This window comes from Rahnella sp. PAMC25617 (genome assembly GCF_050606005.1).
GTDB lineage: Bacteria > Pseudomonadota > Gammaproteobacteria > Enterobacterales > Enterobacteriaceae > Rahnella > Rahnella variigena.
This window is the reverse complement of record NZ_JBOCUM010000003.1, coordinates 318550-336233: the sequence shown is the minus strand read 5'-3', so window position 1 is coordinate 336233 and position 17684 is coordinate 318550. Positions and strand designations below refer to the sequence as shown.

Here is a 17684-nt window from a genome sequence, read left to right as displayed (position 1 = left end):
ATCTCCATCAGAGGGGTTATTTTCCAGAGATAAGTGTAGTTAATGGGAACAGTTTCGCGGCGGGAGGAAAGATTTAAGACATGAAATGTGAACTGGCCGACAGACTTTCAGAAACTTTACAAAACTCAATTGCCGGCCAGGTATTCGTTATTCGTTATTCGTTATTAGCTATGAGTCATACGTTATGCCAAATGACAGGGTTCCGCTTCCCAGCGATAGCCCACGCCATAGACGGCGCGGATAAACGCCTTTTCCCCGTCCAGAGATTCGAGTTTACGGCGCAGGTTCTTGATATGACTGTCGATGGTACGGTCAGTGACGACGCGGTAGTCGTCATAGAGATTATTGAGCAGCACTTCGCGGGTAAACACGTAACCCGGTTTGACGGACAGCGTTTTCAGCAGGCGGAATTCTGCCGGTGTCAGTTCAAGTTCATGACCCTGGAATGTGGCCTGAAAGCGCGCTTCATCAATGTGCAGACCGTTATCTCTCGGCACATTGTCTTCCTGACGCACGCAGCGGCGCAAAATAACCTTCACGCGGGCCACAACTTCACGCGGACTGTAAGGTTTGCAGATGTAATCATCTGCACCGATTTCCAGTCCGAGCAGGCGATCAATCTCTTCCGTTTTTGCCGTCACCATCATGATCGGTACATCGGAAAACTGGCGAATGTCTCGGCAAATGGATAATCCGCTGCTGCCTGGCAGCATCAGATCTAACAAAATCAGTGCCGGCGGCTGGTGCTTCACCTGCGAGATGACGTCATGTCCGTCCGCCAGCCATTGGGTGGCATAGCCTGCGGCTTCGAGATAGTCGATTAACAGCTGAGCAAGTTTTGGCTCGTCTTCCACAATCAGAATTTTTAACGGCGCCGGGCCGGACAATACAGAGTCGTTCATTCAGTTTCTCGGGCCTGATGTAACAGAGAGCGGCAGGACGATCGTAATACGAACGCCACCCGCCGGAGAATGGCTGGCGCTGATCTGCCCGCCGTGCGCTTCGACAATATTCTGGCAAATGGCCAGACCTAACCCCGAACCGCCACTGGCGCGGTTGCGCGAGCCTTCGGTACGATAAAACCGTTCAAAAATACGGCCAAGCTGTTCATCGCTGATGCCCGGCGCGCTGTCCTGGAACATCAGGTAAAGTGATTTATCCCGTATTTCGCCCCGGATCTCCAGACCGCCATTCGGGTCAGTATAGCGCAGACTGTTTTCCAGCAGATTGTTGAACAGCTGCGAAAGACGCTGCGGATCGCCAAACACTTCAGCGCTTTCCGGCAGGTGGCTGGTCAGGGTTAGTTGCTTGGCATGGAAACGATCACGCGAACCGGCTTCCGCCAGCTGCACCAGATGTACGACGTCGGTGTCCACCTTGCGGTATGCCAGCGCACCGGCATCGGAAAGCGAAAGCTGATGCAAATCGTCCACCAGTTTGGTCAGAATCGACACTTCAGATTGCAGTGATTCCAGCGATCCAACCGTCATTTTACGCACGCCATCCTGCATGGCTTCCAGCTCACCACGCAGAACGGCCAGCGGCGTGCGCAACTCATGGGAAATATCCGCCATAAACGCCCGGCGCATCTGCTCATTTTTTTCCAGCGTCATCGCCAGCTGATTAAAATCCTGCGCCAGTTTCCCGAGTTCATCTTCACTGTCGACTTCAACCCGTGTGCTGAAATTCCCCGCAGCCAGCTGATGCGTACCGTTCACCAGCCGTTTTACCGGCGCGAGCATTCCGCGGGACAACATCCAGGTGACGGCAGCGGCCAGCAGCGCGGTAAAGGCGACAATCATCCAGCTGGTGCGGCTTTGCTGGCGTTCGAAATTAATATCAGCATCGCGGGTCAGGCGTTCGGCAGGCGTCGAAATCACCGATCCGATGACCACACCATTAACGGTCATCACGCGGCGCGGACCTTGTAAATCCGGTGGGACCGGCTGATCGTAACCGCCGATCCGATTATCGTGGCTGTCGAGGATCCAGAACTTCGTGCGCCATCCCTGCGGCGGCATTCTCGGGCTGCTGTTTTGTTCAAATGAACGCATGATCTGATAGATCAACCGGTCATTGGTTTCCAGAAATTCCCAGCTGCCGTGTTGTTTGTACTGCTCCTGCAAGGTGTCAGCCAGCAGTTCGACGCGCTGTTCGTTGCTCTGACGGATGTAGTCGATAAAGCCCCGTTCAAAGCTCATCCGCACGCCCCAGTTCATGGTGATCAGCACCAGTGCGCAGGTACAAAAAATGGCCATAAACAACTTGGCGGTAATACCAGGTTTCATGATTTTCTCATCGGATCAGGGGAGCCGGCCGCAGCGCGACGACGGTCGATAATGGCATTTTTCTGCGTATCAGGTGGCACTTTGGAAAATACCCAGGCTGGCAGGGCGATCACCAGCGCCATCGACATATAACAATACAGGAACGCGGTGTGCATGGTGGCGCTGTCCGGTGTAATGGCCTGCTGATGGGCGAACACTCCAATCAACAAACCGGCGACACTGACGCCCAGACTCATCGACAACTGCATGATCATCGACAGCAAACTGTTGCCGCTGCTGGCAAGGCGCGACGGCAGATCTTTCAGCGTCAGCGTGTTCATCGACGAGAAGCGCAGGGAGTTCACCATGCCCTGGAAGAACAATACAATCGGGATCATCCAGACCGCACCGTAAATCGCCACCAGCGGGAAAATCAGCGTGATCAGCGCCAGCAGCAAGGTCGCGCTGACCAGTGCCTTCCGGTAGCCGAGCTGATTGACCAGCCGGACCACCACGCGTTTCATCCCCATACTGCCGAGCACCATGGGGATCATCATCAGTCCGGCATGGAAAGGCGTAAAGCCCATACCGAGTTGCAGAAATACTGGCGTCATGAACGGCAACATGCCGCTGCCGATACGCCCGAGCAGACTGCCGATCAGGCCAATTTTAAAGGTCGGGGTATGGAACAGACGCAGTGAAAACAGCGCAGAAAGATTGCCGCGCGCATGCATCCAGTAAACCCCCAGCGCGCCGCCACCGACGACGACCAGCAGAAAAATTTCCAGCACGCTCAGCCCCATACTGCGGCTGCCTTCCAGCGCCAGGGTTAGCGTCGCCATGCACACGGCCAGCATCACAAACCCGCTGATATCAAAGCGGCGGGTCTGCATTTTGTAATTGGGCATAATCATTAAAGTGGCGATACAACCGGCCAGACCGACCGGCAGATTAATCAGGAAGATCCAGTGCCAGCTGGCGTATTGCACCAGAAAACCGCCCAGCGCCGGGCCCAGAAGCGGACCGACCTGGCCGGGTAACGTGACCATCGTCATCGCCGCCATGTACTCGCTTCGCGGGACAATTTTCAGCACCGTCAGCCGCCCGACCGGCACCATCATCGCACCGCCAATCCCCTGAACGATGCGCGACATCACCAGTTCACGCAGACTTTCCGATTGCGCGCATAACAGCGAGCCAAGCGTAAACAGCACAATGGCCGAAAAGAATACCCATTTCACACCGACCTTATCCGCCAGCCAGCCACTGGCAGGCAGCATCACGGCGACCGTCAGCACATAAGCCACAACCACCGAATGCATGTGCAGCGGGTTTTCACCCAGACTGCGTGCCATCGAAGGCAGTGCAGTATTCACAATCGTGGTGTCGAGGGCCTGCATAAAAAAGCCGAAGGCGACAATCCACAGCTGCCAGCGCACCGAAGGCGGCAGGGGAGCAGAAGGCGGTAAGGTGTCTGTGTTTTCAGATTTCATGGGTTATCGCATCAGCACAATCATTGTCGCGGCATTTCAGGAGGGAGATCCACCTTAAAACCAGGCTCACAGTGTAGCCAGAATGTTTCAGCAGAAAATGGAGGAAATAAGGAGAGTCTTTCCCATTTTTTGACAATTCTTCTGACAATAAAGAATAGCTTTCAGCCTGACATTTTATATCAAAATGCTATGGTTGACCTTTGATCGCAAATCGTTCGCATGCAAAGTAAGTTAAATCTGACCTTATGAAAGGGAGAGAATAATGAGCAAAAGAGAACTGGGTCGTTCAGGTATTCAGGTGCCGTTGCTGACGTTTGGCGGCAACGTATTCGGCTGGACGGTCGATCAGGCGGCTTCCTTTAACCTGCTCGATGCCTTACTGGATCATAAACTGAATTTTATCGACACCGCCGATGTGTATTCAAGCTGGGTTGAAGGCAACAAAGGGGGCGAATCGGAAACCATTATCGGCAACTGGCTGAAAAAAACCGGTAAGCGTGACCAGATTATTCTGGCGACCAAAGTCGGCAAACCGATGGGCGAAGGCAAAGTGGGTTTATCGCCACGCTATATTAAAGAAGCGGTCGAAGCCTCGCTGAAACGCCTGCAAACAGATTATATCGATTTATATCAGTCGCATGATGATGATGCCGATACGCCGCTGGCCGAAACCATGGCGGCATTCGATGCGCTGATTAAAGAAGGTAAAGTGCGTGCCGTTGGCGCTTCAAACTACAGCGCACCACGCCTGGCCGAAGCGCTGAAAGTCAGTCAGGAAAACGGGCTGGCGCGTTATGAAACGCTGCAACCGCAGTACAATTTGTACGACCGCAAAGTGTATGAAGAAGCACTTGAAAAAGTCGTCAGGGATAACGGTTTAGGCGTGATCAACTTTTATGGTCTGGCCGCCGGGTTCCTGACCGGGAAATACCGTACCAAAGCGGATGCCGGTAAAAGTAAGCGCGGTGAAAGCGTGATCGCACGTTGCCTGAATGAACGTGGCCTGAAAGTGCTGGCGGGGCTGGATCAGGTGGCTGAGAAGCACGGCGCACAGCCAGGACAAGTTGCACTGGCCTGGCAGATTGCCCGCCCGAGTATTACCTCGCCGATTGTCAGCGCGACGTCACTGCAACAACTGAATGAGCTGGCGCAGGCTGCCACCCTCAAACTGGATGATGCGGATATTAAGACCTTAAATGACGCCAGCGCCTGGTAAACACTAAATCTGAGCCATAAAAAAACCGCCTTCAATTCAAATCAGGCGGTTTTTGTTTATCTGCATCTTTAAAACTTAACGGAACAACGTTTGTGCCCAGCGGGCCAGGCCAGCGGTGACCGAGCCGAAATCATTGCCACCGACCAGCGGAATACCCGGTAACTGCGTCTGTAATGCAGCACGCAGCAGCGGCGAACGCGCACTGCCGCCGGTCAGGTAAATTACGTCAGGTTTAATTTCGCTGCTGGCCAGTGCCAGACTGACCTGTTCCTGAATGCGTTCCAGCGGCTGAGAAATCGCGTCACTCAGTTGCTGCTGGCTGATGGTTTCCGCCAGACCGGATTCAATGAAGTCCATCGCAGCCGTAACGCTTTCACGTTCAGAAAGTGCAATTTTACTTTCTTCTGCGGCACGCACCAGACGATAACTCAGACGCTGTTGCTGGACTTTCAGCAGGCGTTTGATCAGATCCGGTTGCGCGGCATCGCGGATCAGATCCCGCAACATACGGCCATTCGCCACGCTGTAGAAATCTAACTGTGCAGGAACATCGTTGGTCGCCACTGCATTCCAGTAAGGCAGGGCCGGGATAGCGATCCCTTTTTGCGTTTCGCTGCCCATACCAAACTGCGGTGTGAGCTGTTTGAACGCAGTCATGATGTCCAGATCATTACCGCCAACGCGGCAACCACTGTGACCGAGCAGGCTGTTCTGACGCTCTGCTTTATCGCGCCACTGCGGGCCCATCAGCAAGACTGAGCAGTCCGTGGTACCGCCGCCGATATCGACGACCAGCACGGTTTTCTCTTCCGTCAGTGTCGCTTCGAAATCCAGACCTGCGGCGACCGGTTCAAACTGGAACGCAATATCGCGGAAACCGGCGCGCTCAGCGGCACGTTGTAAAATACCCTGCGCCTGAGCATTGGCCTCTTCACCACCCATACCCTGAAAGTTGATCGGGCGGCCGATCACTGTCTGTTCAATACTTTCCTGCAAGACGGATTCGGCCTGACGCTTAATGTGGTACATCATTGCGCAGACCAGATCTTCAAACAGGGCAATCTGTTGAGGTTTCAGGCCGTTCGCACCCAGGAAGGATTTCGGAGAGCGGACAAAGTACACCTCTTCCGGATCTTCCATATAGGTCGAAAGCGCCTGCAAACCGAAATGCACGCTGTTGGCATTAACCGGAATATCTTCCTCGCGGTTAAAGCTGATGCTGCGGCGCAACAGTGCCAGATTTTCATCACTGCCTGCCGGAACCTGTCCGTGACGGTTCAGCCATTCGCTGACCGCTTCACGTGTCGGTGCACAAAGCATGGAGGGTAAATAAGGATCGTTATTTTCTAACGCCAGCAGATGGGCGTTATTATCGCGCATTACTGCAATTGAGCAATTCGCTGTACCGTAGTCAAATCCAATAAACATCATTGTTCCCCATGCCAAAGAAGGGACGGGACTTTACCGGAGAGAGGCAGATTCATCAAGTCAGCGGGGCGGAAATAGAAGGAATTCCCTCTCCTGAGATGAAGAGGGAATAAACTACACAGAATTACTTCACATCTTTTACTTCAACAGCGCCTGCGCTTTTGCGACAACGTTATCAACCGTAAAGCCAAACTCTTTAAACAGTTGCTCTGCTGGTGCCGATTCCCCGAAAGAGGTCATGCCGACAATTGCACCGTTGAGGCCGACGTATTTGTACCAGTAATCGGCGATACCGGCTTCCACCGCCACGCGCGCAGTCACGGCTTTCGGCAGCACAGATTCGCGGTAAGCCTCGTCCTGTTTGTCGAACACATCAGTAGAAGGCAGAGAGACTACCCGCACTTTAGTACCCGCTGCAGCCAGTTTGTCCGCGGCTTCTACCGTAATACCTACTTCGGACCCGGTGGCAATCAGAATCACATCCGGCGTGCCGTCTGAGTCTTTCAGCACATAACCACCGCGTGCGACGTTTGCCAGTTGCTCAGCGGTACGCGGTTGCTGGGTCAGGTTCTGACGCGAGAAGATAAGTGCAACCGGACCGTCGTTGCGCTCGATGGCATATTTCCATGCCACGGCAGATTCGACCTGATCAGCCGGACGCCACAGGCTCATGTTTGGCGTCACACGCAGGCTGGCCATTTGCTCAACCGGCTGGTGCGTCGGTCCGTCTTCCCCCAGACCGATCGAATCGTGGGTATACACGAAGACGTTGCGTATTTTCATCAGCGCCGCCAGACGTACCGCGTTTCGGGCATATTCAACGAACATCAGGAAGGTCGCAGAATAAGGCAGGAAACCGCCGTGCAGCGCGAGACCGTTGGAGATGGCCGTCATGCCGAACTCACGCACGCCGTAGTGGATGTAGTTACCGGCGTGGTCTTCAATCAGTGATTTTGAGCCCGACCACATGGTCAGGTTACTTGGCGCAAGGTCTGCGGAACCGCCGAGGAATTCAGGCAAAATTTTGCCAAACTCTTCCAGAGTATTTTGTGAGGCTTTACGGCTGGCGATATTCGCAGGTTTGGCCTGCAAACCTTCGATGAATGCCTGTGCTTTGGATTCCCAGTCCGCAGGTAATTTGCCATTAACGCGGCGGTCAAATTCAGCGGCCAGCTCAGGATAGGCTTTGGCATAAGCGGCGAATTTATCGTTCCAGGCTTTTTCTTTGGCTTTGCCCGCTTCTTTGGCATCCCAGGCGTCATAAATATCTTGCGGGATTTCAAAGGCCGGATAGTTCCAGCCCAGCGCCTTGCGGGTGGCGGCGACTTCGTCGGCACCCAGTGCGGCACCATGTGCTTCGTGAGTCCCGGCTTTGTGCGGCGAACCGAAACCAATCACTGTTTTGCACATCAGCAGGGAAGGGCGGTCAGTGACTTTATGAGATTCTTCGATTGCCGCTTTTATGGCGTCGGAGTTTTGGCCGTCAATTCCACGGATGACATGCCAGCCGTAAGCTTCGAAACGTTTGGCCGTATCATCGGTAAACCAGCCTTCGACGTGTCCGTCAATGGAGATGCCGTTGTCATCATAAAACGCGGTCAGTTTGCCGAGTTTCAGGGTACCGGCCAGCGAGCAGGCTTCGTGGGAAATCCCTTCCATCATGCAGCCATCCCCTAAGAAAACGTAGGTGTGATGGTTGACGATTTCGTGATTTTCACGGTTAAACTGCGCGCCTAACGTACGTTCAGCAATCGCAAAACCCACGGCGTTGGCAACGCCCTGACCCAGCGGGCCGGTGGTGGTTTCCACGCCCGGCGTATAACCGTATTCAGGATGTCCTGGTGTTTTAGAATGCAACTGGCGGAAGTTTTCCAGTTCGCTCATTGGCAGGTCGTAACCGGTCAGGTGCAGCAGGCTGTATTGCAGCATCGAGCCGTGGCCGTTGGACATAAGGAAGCGGTCACGATCGGCCCATTTCGGGTTGGTCGGGTTGTGATTCATGTAATCACGCCACAAGACTTCGGCGATATCGGCCATCCCCATCGGGGCGCCGGGGTGTCCGGAATTCGCTTTCTGGACGGCATCCATGCTAAGTGCACGGATAGCATTCGCTAGTTCTCTACGAGAAGGCATATTTTTCTCCGGATGGGTCACTTTGCTGAGCCAGATGACAAAAGTGCGGAGTTGCCACCGTTCTGCCAGGTGACTCAGCTGAGGTTAGATTTTTTAAACTACGGCTGAAACTAAAGCTGTTCTGAAAGCATATCTTCGAGTTTCTTCTGATCGACGGCGAATGCGCGGATACCTTCCGCCAGTTTTTCAACGGCCATGGCGTCCTGATGGTGTTCCCAGAGGAATTCAGCCTGTGTCAGAGGTGCGGGTTTTCCCCCACCCTTGCCGGAAGGCTGTAATTTACGTTCAACCGGTTCATTGCTGGCTTTCAGTTCTTCCAGCAGATTTGGAGAAATGGTCAGGCGGTCACAACCTGCCAGCGCCAGGATCTGTTCCACTTTACGGAAGCTGGCACCCATGATGACGGTCGGGTAATCGTGAGATTTGTAGTAGTCGTAGATGTCGCGAACCGATTTCACGCCCGGATCTTTTTCCACGTCATACGTTGCGTTCGGCTCTTTGGCTTTGTACCAGTCGTAAATACGCCCAACGAACGGAGAAATCAGGTAGACGCCGGCTTCTGCACAGGCGCGTGCCTGAGCGAATGAGAACAGCAGGGTCAGGTTACAGTTGATGCCTTCTTTTTCCAGCTTCTCTGCGGCTTTGATCCCTTCCCAGGTGGAAGCCAGTTTGATCAGAATACGGGATTTATCAATGCCCTGATCCTGATACAGGCCAATCAGTTTACGGGCCTTTTCGATACACAATTCACTATTGAAAGACAGGCGGGCATCGACTTCAGTCGAGATGCGGCCTGGCACGCTTTTCAGGATTTCCCCCCCGATATTAACGGCCAGTTTATCTGTGGCATTGATCACCTGAGTCTCTTTGCTGCCGCCTTGCTTACGGGCATAGTCCAGCGCGTCTTTAATCAGGTTTTGGTATTGCGGCAGGTCGGCTGCTTTGAGGATCAGCGAAGGATTGGTGGTCGCATCCTGAGGCTCGAAATGACGGATAGATTCAATGTCACCGCTGTCGGCAACGACGGTGGTGATTTTTTTTAGTGCGTCTAACTGGTTCATCTCTTAGCTCCTTAGCGAGAAAAAACGATACAGCAATAAGGTCGTCTGACTCTGGTTCGTAGGGCTCCTACCCTGCATCATTCTGTTAACAAACTGAATGCGCTTTTTCTGATTACTGCAATGGGTCTCAACAATGGCGGCCTTTGTTGCTGCTTAAATTGGGCGTCTGACGAGAAAAGCGCAAGGACAAACTTTAAGCTTAGTTGATTTTTACGAGACGTCTTCCATGAATGAAAAGCAAACAATGTAACGGTCAATTTTTGGTCGTTATTCACCCTTCGTCGTGGCAGGGTTATCTATACTGGTCAGCGGGAAACCTGATGGCATGTTTACCCGTACCCTGTTGTCTCTGCAAAAAATAAGAAACAAGAAAAGGACCCTACGATGGACGAACAACTCAAGCAAAGTGCGCTCGATTTTCATGAATTCCCGGTGCCCGGAAAAATTCAGGTCTCGCCCACCAAACCCCTCGCCACACAACGTGATCTGGCGCTGGCTTATTCACCCGGTGTTGCCGCTCCCTGTCTGGAGATCGCCAGAGATCCGCAGGCCGCTTACAAATACACAGCTCGCGGCAATCTGGTGGCGGTAATTTCGAACGGAACCGCGGTTCTCGGACTGGGTAATATTGGCGCGCTGGCCGGTAAACCGGTGATGGAAGGAAAGGGTGTATTGTTCAAAAAATTCGCGGGTATCGACGTGTTCGATATCGAAGTCGATGAAAACGATCCGGATAAACTGATCGACGTGATAGCCGCACTGGAGCCGACATTTGGCGGCATCAACCTTGAAGACATCAAAGCGCCGGAATGTTTTTACATTGAGAAAAAGCTGCGCGAACGCATGAAGATCCCGGTATTTCATGACGATCAGCACGGCACCGCGATTATCTGTACGGCAGCGGTACTCAACGGTTTACGCGTGGTGGGCAAAAATATTTCGGATGTCCGGCTGGTGGTGTCCGGCGCGGGGGCTTCTGCTATTGCCTGTCTGAATCTGCTGGTCGCGCTCGGACTTAAGCGCCACAACATTACGGCCTGTGATTCCCGTGGCGTTATCTATAAAGGCCGCGAAGAAAATATGGCCGAAACCAAAGCAGCGTATGCCATTGACGACAACGGGCAGCGCACGCTGGGCGATGCCATTCCGCAAGCTGACATCTTCCTCGGCTGTTCCGGCCCCGGCGTTTTGACGCAGGAGATGGTGGTAACCATGGCGAAGGATCCGCTGATCCTGGCGCTTGCCAATCCTGAACCGGAGATTCTGCCACCGCTGGCGAAAGCAGTTCGCCCTGATGCCATCATCTGTACAGGTCGCTCGGATTATCCCAATCAGGTCAACAACGTGCTGTGCTTCCCGTTCATTTTCCGGGGCGCGCTGGACGTTGGTGCAACCACCATCAATGAAGAAATGAAACTGGCCTGTGTTCATGCGATTGCCGATCTGGCGATGGCAGAACAAAGTGATGTGGTGGCTTCCGCCTATGGAGAAGAAGAGCTGTCTTTCGGCCCGGACTACATCATTCCGAAACCCTTTGACCCGCGGCTGATTGTGAAAATTGCACCGGCGGTTGCCAAAGCGGCAATGGATTCTGGTGTGGCGATGCGCCCTATTGAAGACCTGGATGCGTACGCCGAGAAGCTGACGGAATTCGTCTATAAAACCAATTTGTTTATGAAGCCCATTTTCTCGCAGGCGAAGAAAGATGCCCGGCGGGTGGTGATGGCGGAAGGTGAAGAAGAACGCGTATTACAGGCCACGCAGGAGTTGATTTCCCTTGGGTTGGCCAAACCTATTCTGGTCGGGCGGCCAAGCGTTATTGCCATGCGCATTAAAAAGCTGGGGCTGCAACTGGAAGCAGGCCGCGATTTCGAAGTGGTGAATAACGAATCTGATCCGCGCTTCAATGAGTACTGGCGTGAATATTATGAGCTGATGAAACGGCGCGGTGTGTCGCAGGAGCAGGCGCGGCGCGCGGTGATTGGTAATCCGACACTGATTTCCGCCATCATGCTGTTGCGTGGTGAAGCTGATGCGATGATTTGCGGTACGGTCGGTACCTATCACGAGCATTACGACATCGTGGAGAAAGTATTTGGTTTTCGCGAAGGAGCGCACGTTGCCGGCGCGATGAATGCGTTGCTGCTGCCAAGCGGCAATACGTTTATTGCAGACACTTACGTTAACGACGATCCGACGCCGGAACAGCTGGCAGAAATCACGCTGATGGCGGCAGAAACGGTGCGGCGTTTTGGTATTGAGCCAAAGGTTGCATTGCTTTCGCATTCGAGTTTTGGCACGTCAGACAGTCCGGCGGCGCTGAAAATGCGACGTACGCTGGAGCTGGTAAACGAGCTTGATCCTGAGCTGGAAATCGACGGCGAGATGCATGGCGATGCGGCGCTGGTGGAGAGCATACGTCAGGACATCATGCCGGACAGTCCGCTGAAAGGTTCGGCCAATATCCTGATTATGCCGAATATGGAATCGGCGCGTATCAGCTACAACCTGCTGCGGGTATCGTGCTCTGAAGGCGTGACCGTCGGGCCGGTGCTGATGGGGGTGTCGAAACCGGTACATATTCTGACACCGATTGCTTCGGTACGCAGGATTGTGAATATGGTGGCTTTAGCCGTGGTCGAGGCGCAGACCGAGCCTCTTTAACTTTAACTTTAACTTTAACTCTAACTCCAACTCTAACTCTTTAACCCTGACTCTTTGAACCTGCCTGCTTAAACCTGAAAGGGCGCCGCAACGGGCGCCCTGTTTCATGAAATGACGGGCTCAGTATTTCACTTCGCCGATCCGCTCCAGCGCATCGACGATCAGATCCCAGAAACGCTGATGATCGAGTTTTACCGCGACCTGCGTGTGGCAATCCGGCGGCGGTGGGGTGCGGAAATCGGCAACAGTCATGCCCAGCGTCAGCGTGCCGGTCAGCTCAATATCCACCGGCACTTTTTGCACCGTCATTACGTTCGGATCAATCACGTAAGCCACGGCGCAGGGGTCATGAACCGGCGGGGAATCAAAGCCCTGACGATCTTTGTAGCTCAGACCGAAGAAATCGAGCAGCTCACCGACAAATTTGGCGGGCTGTGTGCCGACCGCAGCAATACGCGCAGCGACTTCCGGCGTGGCAAGTGCCTGATGGGTGAGATCCAACCCGACCATGGTCAGCGGCCATTTTTCGTTGAACACGATATGGGCGGCTTCCGGGTCAATTTTGATATTAAACTCGGCGACTGCGCTCCAGTTACCTACATGATAACCGCCGCCCATCAGCACCACTTCTTTGACACGGTCAGCAATGCGCGGCTCTTTGCGTACCGCCATCGCAATGTTGGTCAGCCCGCCGGTGGGCACCAGCGTGATGGTTTTCGGCGGGTGGGACATGATCAAATCAATGATCAAATCGATAGCGTGTACCGGCTCCAGTGTAATGGCGGCTTCCGGCAGCACCGGTCCGTCAAGACCTGATTCGCCGTGGATTTCGTCAGCCACTTCAATCTGACGCACCAGCGGACGCGTTGCGCCTGCGGCAAACGGCACGCCGGTGAGATTGATCACGCGGGCGACTGCCAGCGCATTGCGGGTGACTTTTTCCAGCGTCTGATTGCCGACCACCGTGGTGACGGCCAGCAGTTCGATGTCAGGGTTACCGTGAGCCAGTAACATCGCGATAGCGTCGTCGTGCCCCGGATCGCAGTCAAGGATGATCTTTTTGACCATTTCTTATTCCTTTAATTAATGTAGTGGTACTTCGGTTTCGACAGCCAGACCGGATTATTTTTTGGCTTGTTGCAGCCACTTATCCAGTTCATTGGCAAATTGCTGGCGGTCGCGCTGATTAAGCGCAGGTGGTCCGCCGGTCTGCACGCCGCTGGCGCGCATGGTGTCCATAAAATCACGCATATTCAGGCGCTCTTTGATGGTTTCAGTGGTGTACCGCTCGCCGCGAGGGTTGAGCGCTACACCGCCTTTTTCAATCACTTCCGCCGCGAGAGGAATATCTGCGGTGATCACCAGATCGCCGGGCTCGGTGCGTTTAACAATTTCGTTATCCGCGACGTCAAAACCGGCTTCCACGCGCAAAGTACGCAGGAATTTCGACGGTGGAGTTCGGATGATTTGGTTAGCCACCAGTGTCACCATCATGCCGGTGCGCTCAGCGGCGCGGAACAGCACTTCCTTGATGACATTCGGACAGGCGTCGGCATCAACCCATATTTGCATTAGCTCGGCTCTCCATTTACAGAGGATCCTTTTTCAGCCAGCCAGTCGCGAACCGGCAGGAAATCGCTGTACAGCGCGGCTTCCGGGCTGCCAGCTTCCGGCTCGTAGCCATATTCCCAGCGCACCAGCGGCGGCATCGACATCAAGATAGATTCTGTACGCCCGCCGGTTTGCAGGCCAAACAGTGTTCCGCGATCCCACACCAGATTAAATTCGACGTAGCGGCCACGGCGGTAAAGCTGGAACTGACGCTCGCGTTCGCCCCACGGCAGGGCTTTGCGTTTTTCCACGATGGGCAGATAGGCGTCAGTGAAGCCGTTGCCGACGGCCTGCATAAAGCTGAAACAGGTATCGAAATCTGGCGAGTTCAGATCGTCAAAGAATAAACCGCCGATCCCGCGTGCTTCATTGCGGTGTTTGATAAAGAAGTAATCGTCACACCATTTTTTGTATTTCGGATACACGTCATCGCCGAATGGCTGGCAAAGCTGCTGCGCGGTGAGGTGCCAGTGGCGGGCATCTTCTTCAAAACCATAATACGGTGTGAGGTCAAAACCCCCACCGAACCACCAGACCGGCGCTTCACCCGGCTTTTCGGCAATAAAGAAACGCACATTGGCGTGGCTGGTCGGAATGTAAGGGCTCAGCGGATGAATGACCAGTGAGACGCCCATGGCCTGAAAACTACGCCCGGCAAGTTCAGGGCGATGTGCCGTGGCGGAAGCCGGAAGGGTCGCGCCGGAAACATGCGAGAAGTTCACACCAGCTTGTTCGAACACTGCGCCATGGGTCATAACCCGGCTCTGACCGCCACCGCCTTCTTCGCGAACCCACTGGTCTTCAGCAAAATGACCTTTGCCATCGGCAGCGGCCAGTTGCTGGCAAATGTGGTCCTGAAGCTTGAGCAGGAAGGTTTTGACTTGCTGGATGTCGGGAATGGATTGGCTCACAGGCTAACTCGCAGACGTTGACTGAAAAGACATTCAGCGCCTTGCGGGCGCTGAATGATAGAAAAGTGGACGTTATTATATACCCAAAACCCTGCGGGTCACCAAAGACGGCTGCTTTGGGTGTGGGGGAAACGTTATCGGGGCTTGCGCTCGTTGGCATCGAAGTAACTGAAAAAGTTCACGATACCCTGGGAAATGGCCTGAGCAATTTCACGGCGGAACGCTGTTGTGCTGAGCAACTGTTCTTCCTGATGGTTGGTGATAAACGATGTTTCCACCAGAATTGACGGGATCGACGGGGATTTCAGAACGGCAAATGCGGCCTGTTCAGTTTGCTGGCTGTGCAGGTGATGGATAGGCCGGATCCTGTCGAGCACGTGATGCCCCAGCGTCAGGCTGTTTTTAATGGTGTCGGTCTGCACCAGATCGAATAACACCTGCTGCAGATAATTGTTGTCTTCTTTGGCGTACTTCGCTCCGGCAACCAGGTCGGCGTCATTTTCTTTCTTCGACATATAGCGCGCCATGGCGCTGCTGGCACCGCGGTTGGAAAGAGCAAAAACCGACGCACCGGAGGCCGTCGGGCTGGTGTAACCATCGGCGTGAATGGAAACGAACAGATCTGCCTGATGCTGATGTGCCAGTTCAACACGCTGATAAAGTGGAATAAAGTGGTCGGAATCGCGGGTCAGTTTGACTTCAATATGGCTTTGCTCGCCCAAAAATTCCCGCACATAGTTGGCGATTTCCAGCACCACGTGTTTTTCTTCCGAACCCTCATGACCGACAGCGCCGGAATCAATACCGCCGTGGCCGGGATCGATCATCACCAGTTTCTTCGCGCCAGGCGGCTTAGGTGCCGGGGCGGATTTGGTGATGTGTGCCTGTTGTGCTGCGCTGGCAGAGCGGGAACCAAAGGCGGCAATCGCTAAACCGAGTCCGGAAAGCAGTAACTGGCGGCGTGTGGCGGCAGCAGGAAGCGGCTGGAAATGTAGAAATTTGTTCAGGGGGTTTAACATCAGTCCGTTACCGTCAGAAAAAAGGCAGAATGCTCTATGTTATAGAGTATCTTTTTTATAGTTTCGATCTGAGAACTATTACTTTTTATGAATATTGTGTCGCGGATGAAATCAGGGCCGAATAAATGTCCGGTAACGGGCGGGAATATCTTCTTCAGGTGTTGAATTTGCGGTTTATATTCATTCTTAAAGCAGACAATCTGTGATTTTGATGTTGCGTATCAAACAGATCACGCGATAATCAAGTAAACCCCTATTAACAGCGGCGAACAGTGATGGAAATTCGCGTATACCGTCAAGAAGATTTTGAAGAAGTACTGACCTTATGGGAGCGTTGCGATCTGCTGCGCCCGTGGAACGATCCTGAGCTGGATATCGAACGTAAAATTAACCACAGCCCGGAGTTTTTCCTGGTGGCAGAAGTGGGTGGCGAAGTGGTCGGCACCCTGATGGGCGGCTACGACGGCCATCGCGGTTCGGCTAACTATCTCGGCGTACATCCGGATTATCGCGGACGAGGCATCGCTAACGCGCTGGTTAATCGTCTGGAGAAAAAACTGATTGCCCGCGGCTGCCCGAAAATGAATTTAATGGTGCGTGCAGAAAACGATGCCGTGGTCAGCATGTACGAAAAACTGGGTTATGAAATTTCGGATACGCTTTTACTGGGTAAGCGGCTGATCGAAGATCAGGAGTATTAATCTACCCGTTGTTCTTCATTGAATAAAATAGCCCCGGCAGAGTCACATCTGCCGGGGCTATTTACATCATGAATTACTTGATAATTTTAACGCTCTTGACGTCAACTTCCACAGAGTTCCAGTCTTTATCGACTTTACCTTCGATGCGGATTTTATCTTTCGGCGATACGTTCTGTCCCTGCCAGCGCTTGCCGTCAATTTCTACATTGAGGGTGCCGGTGTTATCGCGGAAAATGTATTTATCGTGGTCGATACGCTGATCGATAAAACCTTCCAGCATGATCCATTGATCATCTTTCATGGTTTGCGCGTCTTTCACGGTGCTCAGCGCCGTGGTACCGGTGAAACCGCCCTGTGCTGCAGGCTGTGTTTGCGTTTCCTGTGCTGACGGACCGTTAAAGCCGCCGGTTTGCTGAGCAAACGCCGTCGCTGAACAAAGTGCAATGAGGGTTGCCAGAGTGATCTTCTTCATCATAATAGGTCTTCCATAATTTAACGTTTCCGGAGTAACGACAACTATGACATCGTTTCGGATGTCTTGCCGTGCTGGAGACCATTAAAGCAGACTGTTCTTAACAGTTTCTTAAGCGTATACCCGGCATACATCAAATTATTTTAGGTATGTCCCTGGGGATTGTTAGATTTAACCTTATTTGCAGGAACGTTGTTCTTTTTATGAACCCGGATGATTATAACGACCACGGTATGTTGCGATTGCCACTGTGGTTCTGGACGATTTTAATTTTGCAGGCACGAACCTGGTTGTTGTTTGTGATGGCGGGTGCTTCCCGCCAGCAGGGAAGTGATTTGCTGACGCTGTTTTACCCCGATCAGCAAAGTTTCTGGTCCGGGATGTTGCTGGGGTTGCCGCCCGCGATGGTGTTTTTGCTCAGTGGTCGTCGTCATGTCTGGCCGCGCATCTGGCAGGCCGGATACTGGTTACTTCTTGCCGGGATGTTTGTCACTTTTGCATTGCAGGCTCTGGGATTATGGCAAAGTACTGACATGATTTCTGGTGTGGATATCGTGCTGGCATTACTGGATGCGGCCGCACTGGCGTATTGGTTATTGAGCCGCCGTTTGCGCGCCTGTTTTGATGCCTCACACCGTCTGGCCTGAAGCATATTCCCTTTTGGGCTGAACTTTTTTGCCAGAAATACACTCGAACTGGCGCTTAACA

15 protein-coding genes are annotated in these 17684 nt (G+C 53.3%); 4 read left to right on the top strand and 11 right to left on the bottom strand.

Going from position 1 to position 17684, the window contains the following annotated elements:
• Positions 1-182: 182 nt before the first annotated feature.
• From baeR to mdtD, 3 genes are read right to left on the bottom strand one after another with little or no spacing between them, the layout of a single operon-like run.
• On the bottom strand, positions 183-902 hold the full coding sequence (gene baeR, locus ACM615_RS03740; RefSeq protein ID WP_112288895.1) for a two-component system response regulator BaeR: 720 nt from the start codon (positions 900-902) through the stop codon (positions 183-185).
• Complete coding sequence (gene baeS / locus ACM615_RS03735; protein ID WP_431011461.1) at positions 903-2288, bottom strand: two-component system sensor histidine kinase BaeS; 1386 nt, start codon at positions 2286-2288, stop codon at positions 903-905.
• Positions 2285-3760, bottom strand: a complete 1476-nt coding sequence (gene mdtD, locus ACM615_RS03730; protein ID WP_159282019.1) for a multidrug transporter subunit MdtD — start codon at positions 3758-3760, stop codon at positions 2285-2287. Before mdtD ends, baeS begins: the two co-directional genes overlap by 4 nt.
• Positions 3761-4022: 262 nt before the next feature.
• Here mdtD and ACM615_RS03725 point away from each other — a divergent pair, with 262 nt between their 5' ends.
• Complete coding sequence (locus tag ACM615_RS03725) at positions 4023-4976, top strand: aldo/keto reductase (RefSeq protein ID WP_113876009.1); 954 nt, start codon at positions 4023-4025, stop codon at positions 4974-4976.
• A gap of 75 nt (positions 4977-5051) precedes the next feature.
• On the opposite strand, the gene yegD is transcribed toward ACM615_RS03725, so the two are convergent.
• The 3 genes from yegD to tal form a co-directional block, all read right to left on the bottom strand.
• Complete coding sequence (gene yegD, locus ACM615_RS03720) at positions 5052-6404, bottom strand: molecular chaperone (protein ID WP_431011522.1); 1353 nt, start codon at positions 6402-6404, stop codon at positions 5052-5054.
• Between the two features lie 138 nt (positions 6405-6542).
• Positions 6543-8537: a transketolase gene (gene tkt / locus ACM615_RS03715; protein ID WP_112288890.1), complete on the bottom strand. Its 1995-nt coding sequence runs from the start codon at positions 8535-8537 to the stop codon at positions 6543-6545.
• 110 nt (positions 8538-8647) lie between these two features.
• Positions 8648-9598, bottom strand: a complete 951-nt coding sequence (gene tal / locus ACM615_RS03710; protein ID WP_431011460.1) for a transaldolase — start codon at positions 9596-9598, stop codon at positions 8648-8650.
• A gap of 384 nt (positions 9599-9982) precedes the next feature.
• Here tal and maeB point away from each other — a divergent pair, with 384 nt between their 5' ends.
• Positions 9983-12262 carry an NADP-dependent oxaloacetate-decarboxylating malate dehydrogenase gene (maeB, locus tag ACM615_RS03705; RefSeq protein ID WP_113876010.1) on the top strand — a complete coding sequence of 760 codons (2280 nt, stop codon included), beginning with the start codon at positions 9983-9985 and terminating at the stop codon, positions 12260-12262.
• A gap of 120 nt (positions 12263-12382) precedes the next feature.
• Here maeB and ACM615_RS03700 read toward each other — a convergent pair whose 3' ends face one another.
• The 4 genes from ACM615_RS03700 to amiA form a co-directional block, all read right to left on the bottom strand.
• The gene (locus ACM615_RS03700; RefSeq protein WP_113876011.1) at positions 12383-13330 is read right to left on the bottom strand and encodes a nucleoside hydrolase; all 948 of its coding nucleotides are present in this window, start codon (positions 13328-13330) and stop codon (positions 12383-12385) included.
• A gap of 54 nt (positions 13331-13384) precedes the next feature.
• Positions 13385-13834 carry a YaiI/YqxD family protein gene (locus tag ACM615_RS03695; protein ID WP_112288886.1) on the bottom strand — a complete coding sequence of 150 codons (450 nt, stop codon included), beginning with the start codon at positions 13832-13834 and terminating at the stop codon, positions 13385-13387.
• Entirely contained in the window at positions 13834-14784 is a 951-nt protein-coding gene (hemF, locus tag ACM615_RS03690; protein ID WP_279918992.1) for an oxygen-dependent coproporphyrinogen oxidase, read from the bottom strand. The genes ACM615_RS03695 and hemF overlap by 1 nt, the downstream gene beginning before the upstream one ends.
• A 134-nt stretch (positions 14785-14918) precedes the next feature.
• Entirely contained in the window at positions 14919-15803 is an 885-nt protein-coding gene (gene amiA / locus ACM615_RS03685; protein ID WP_112288884.1) for an N-acetylmuramoyl-L-alanine amidase AmiA, read from the bottom strand.
• Positions 15804-16078: 275 nt separating this feature from the next.
• On the opposite strand from amiA, the gene ACM615_RS03680 reads away from it, so the two are divergent.
• Positions 16079-16504, top strand: coding sequence for a GNAT family acetyltransferase (locus ACM615_RS03680; RefSeq protein WP_013574419.1), 426 nt, complete (start codon positions 16079-16081; stop codon positions 16502-16504).
• A gap of 73 nt (positions 16505-16577) precedes the next feature.
• Here ACM615_RS03680 and ACM615_RS03675 read toward each other — a convergent pair whose 3' ends face one another.
• Positions 16578-16976, bottom strand: a complete 399-nt coding sequence (locus ACM615_RS03675; protein WP_181955542.1) for a YgiW/YdeI family stress tolerance OB fold protein — start codon at positions 16974-16976, stop codon at positions 16578-16580.
• Positions 16977-17179: 203 nt separating this feature from the next.
• On the opposite strand from ACM615_RS03675, the gene ACM615_RS03670 reads away from it, so the two are divergent.
• Complete coding sequence (locus ACM615_RS03670; protein ID WP_431011459.1) at positions 17180-17623, top strand: DUF2919 domain-containing protein; 444 nt, start codon at positions 17180-17182, stop codon at positions 17621-17623.
• Positions 17624-17684 lie beyond the last annotated feature (61 nt).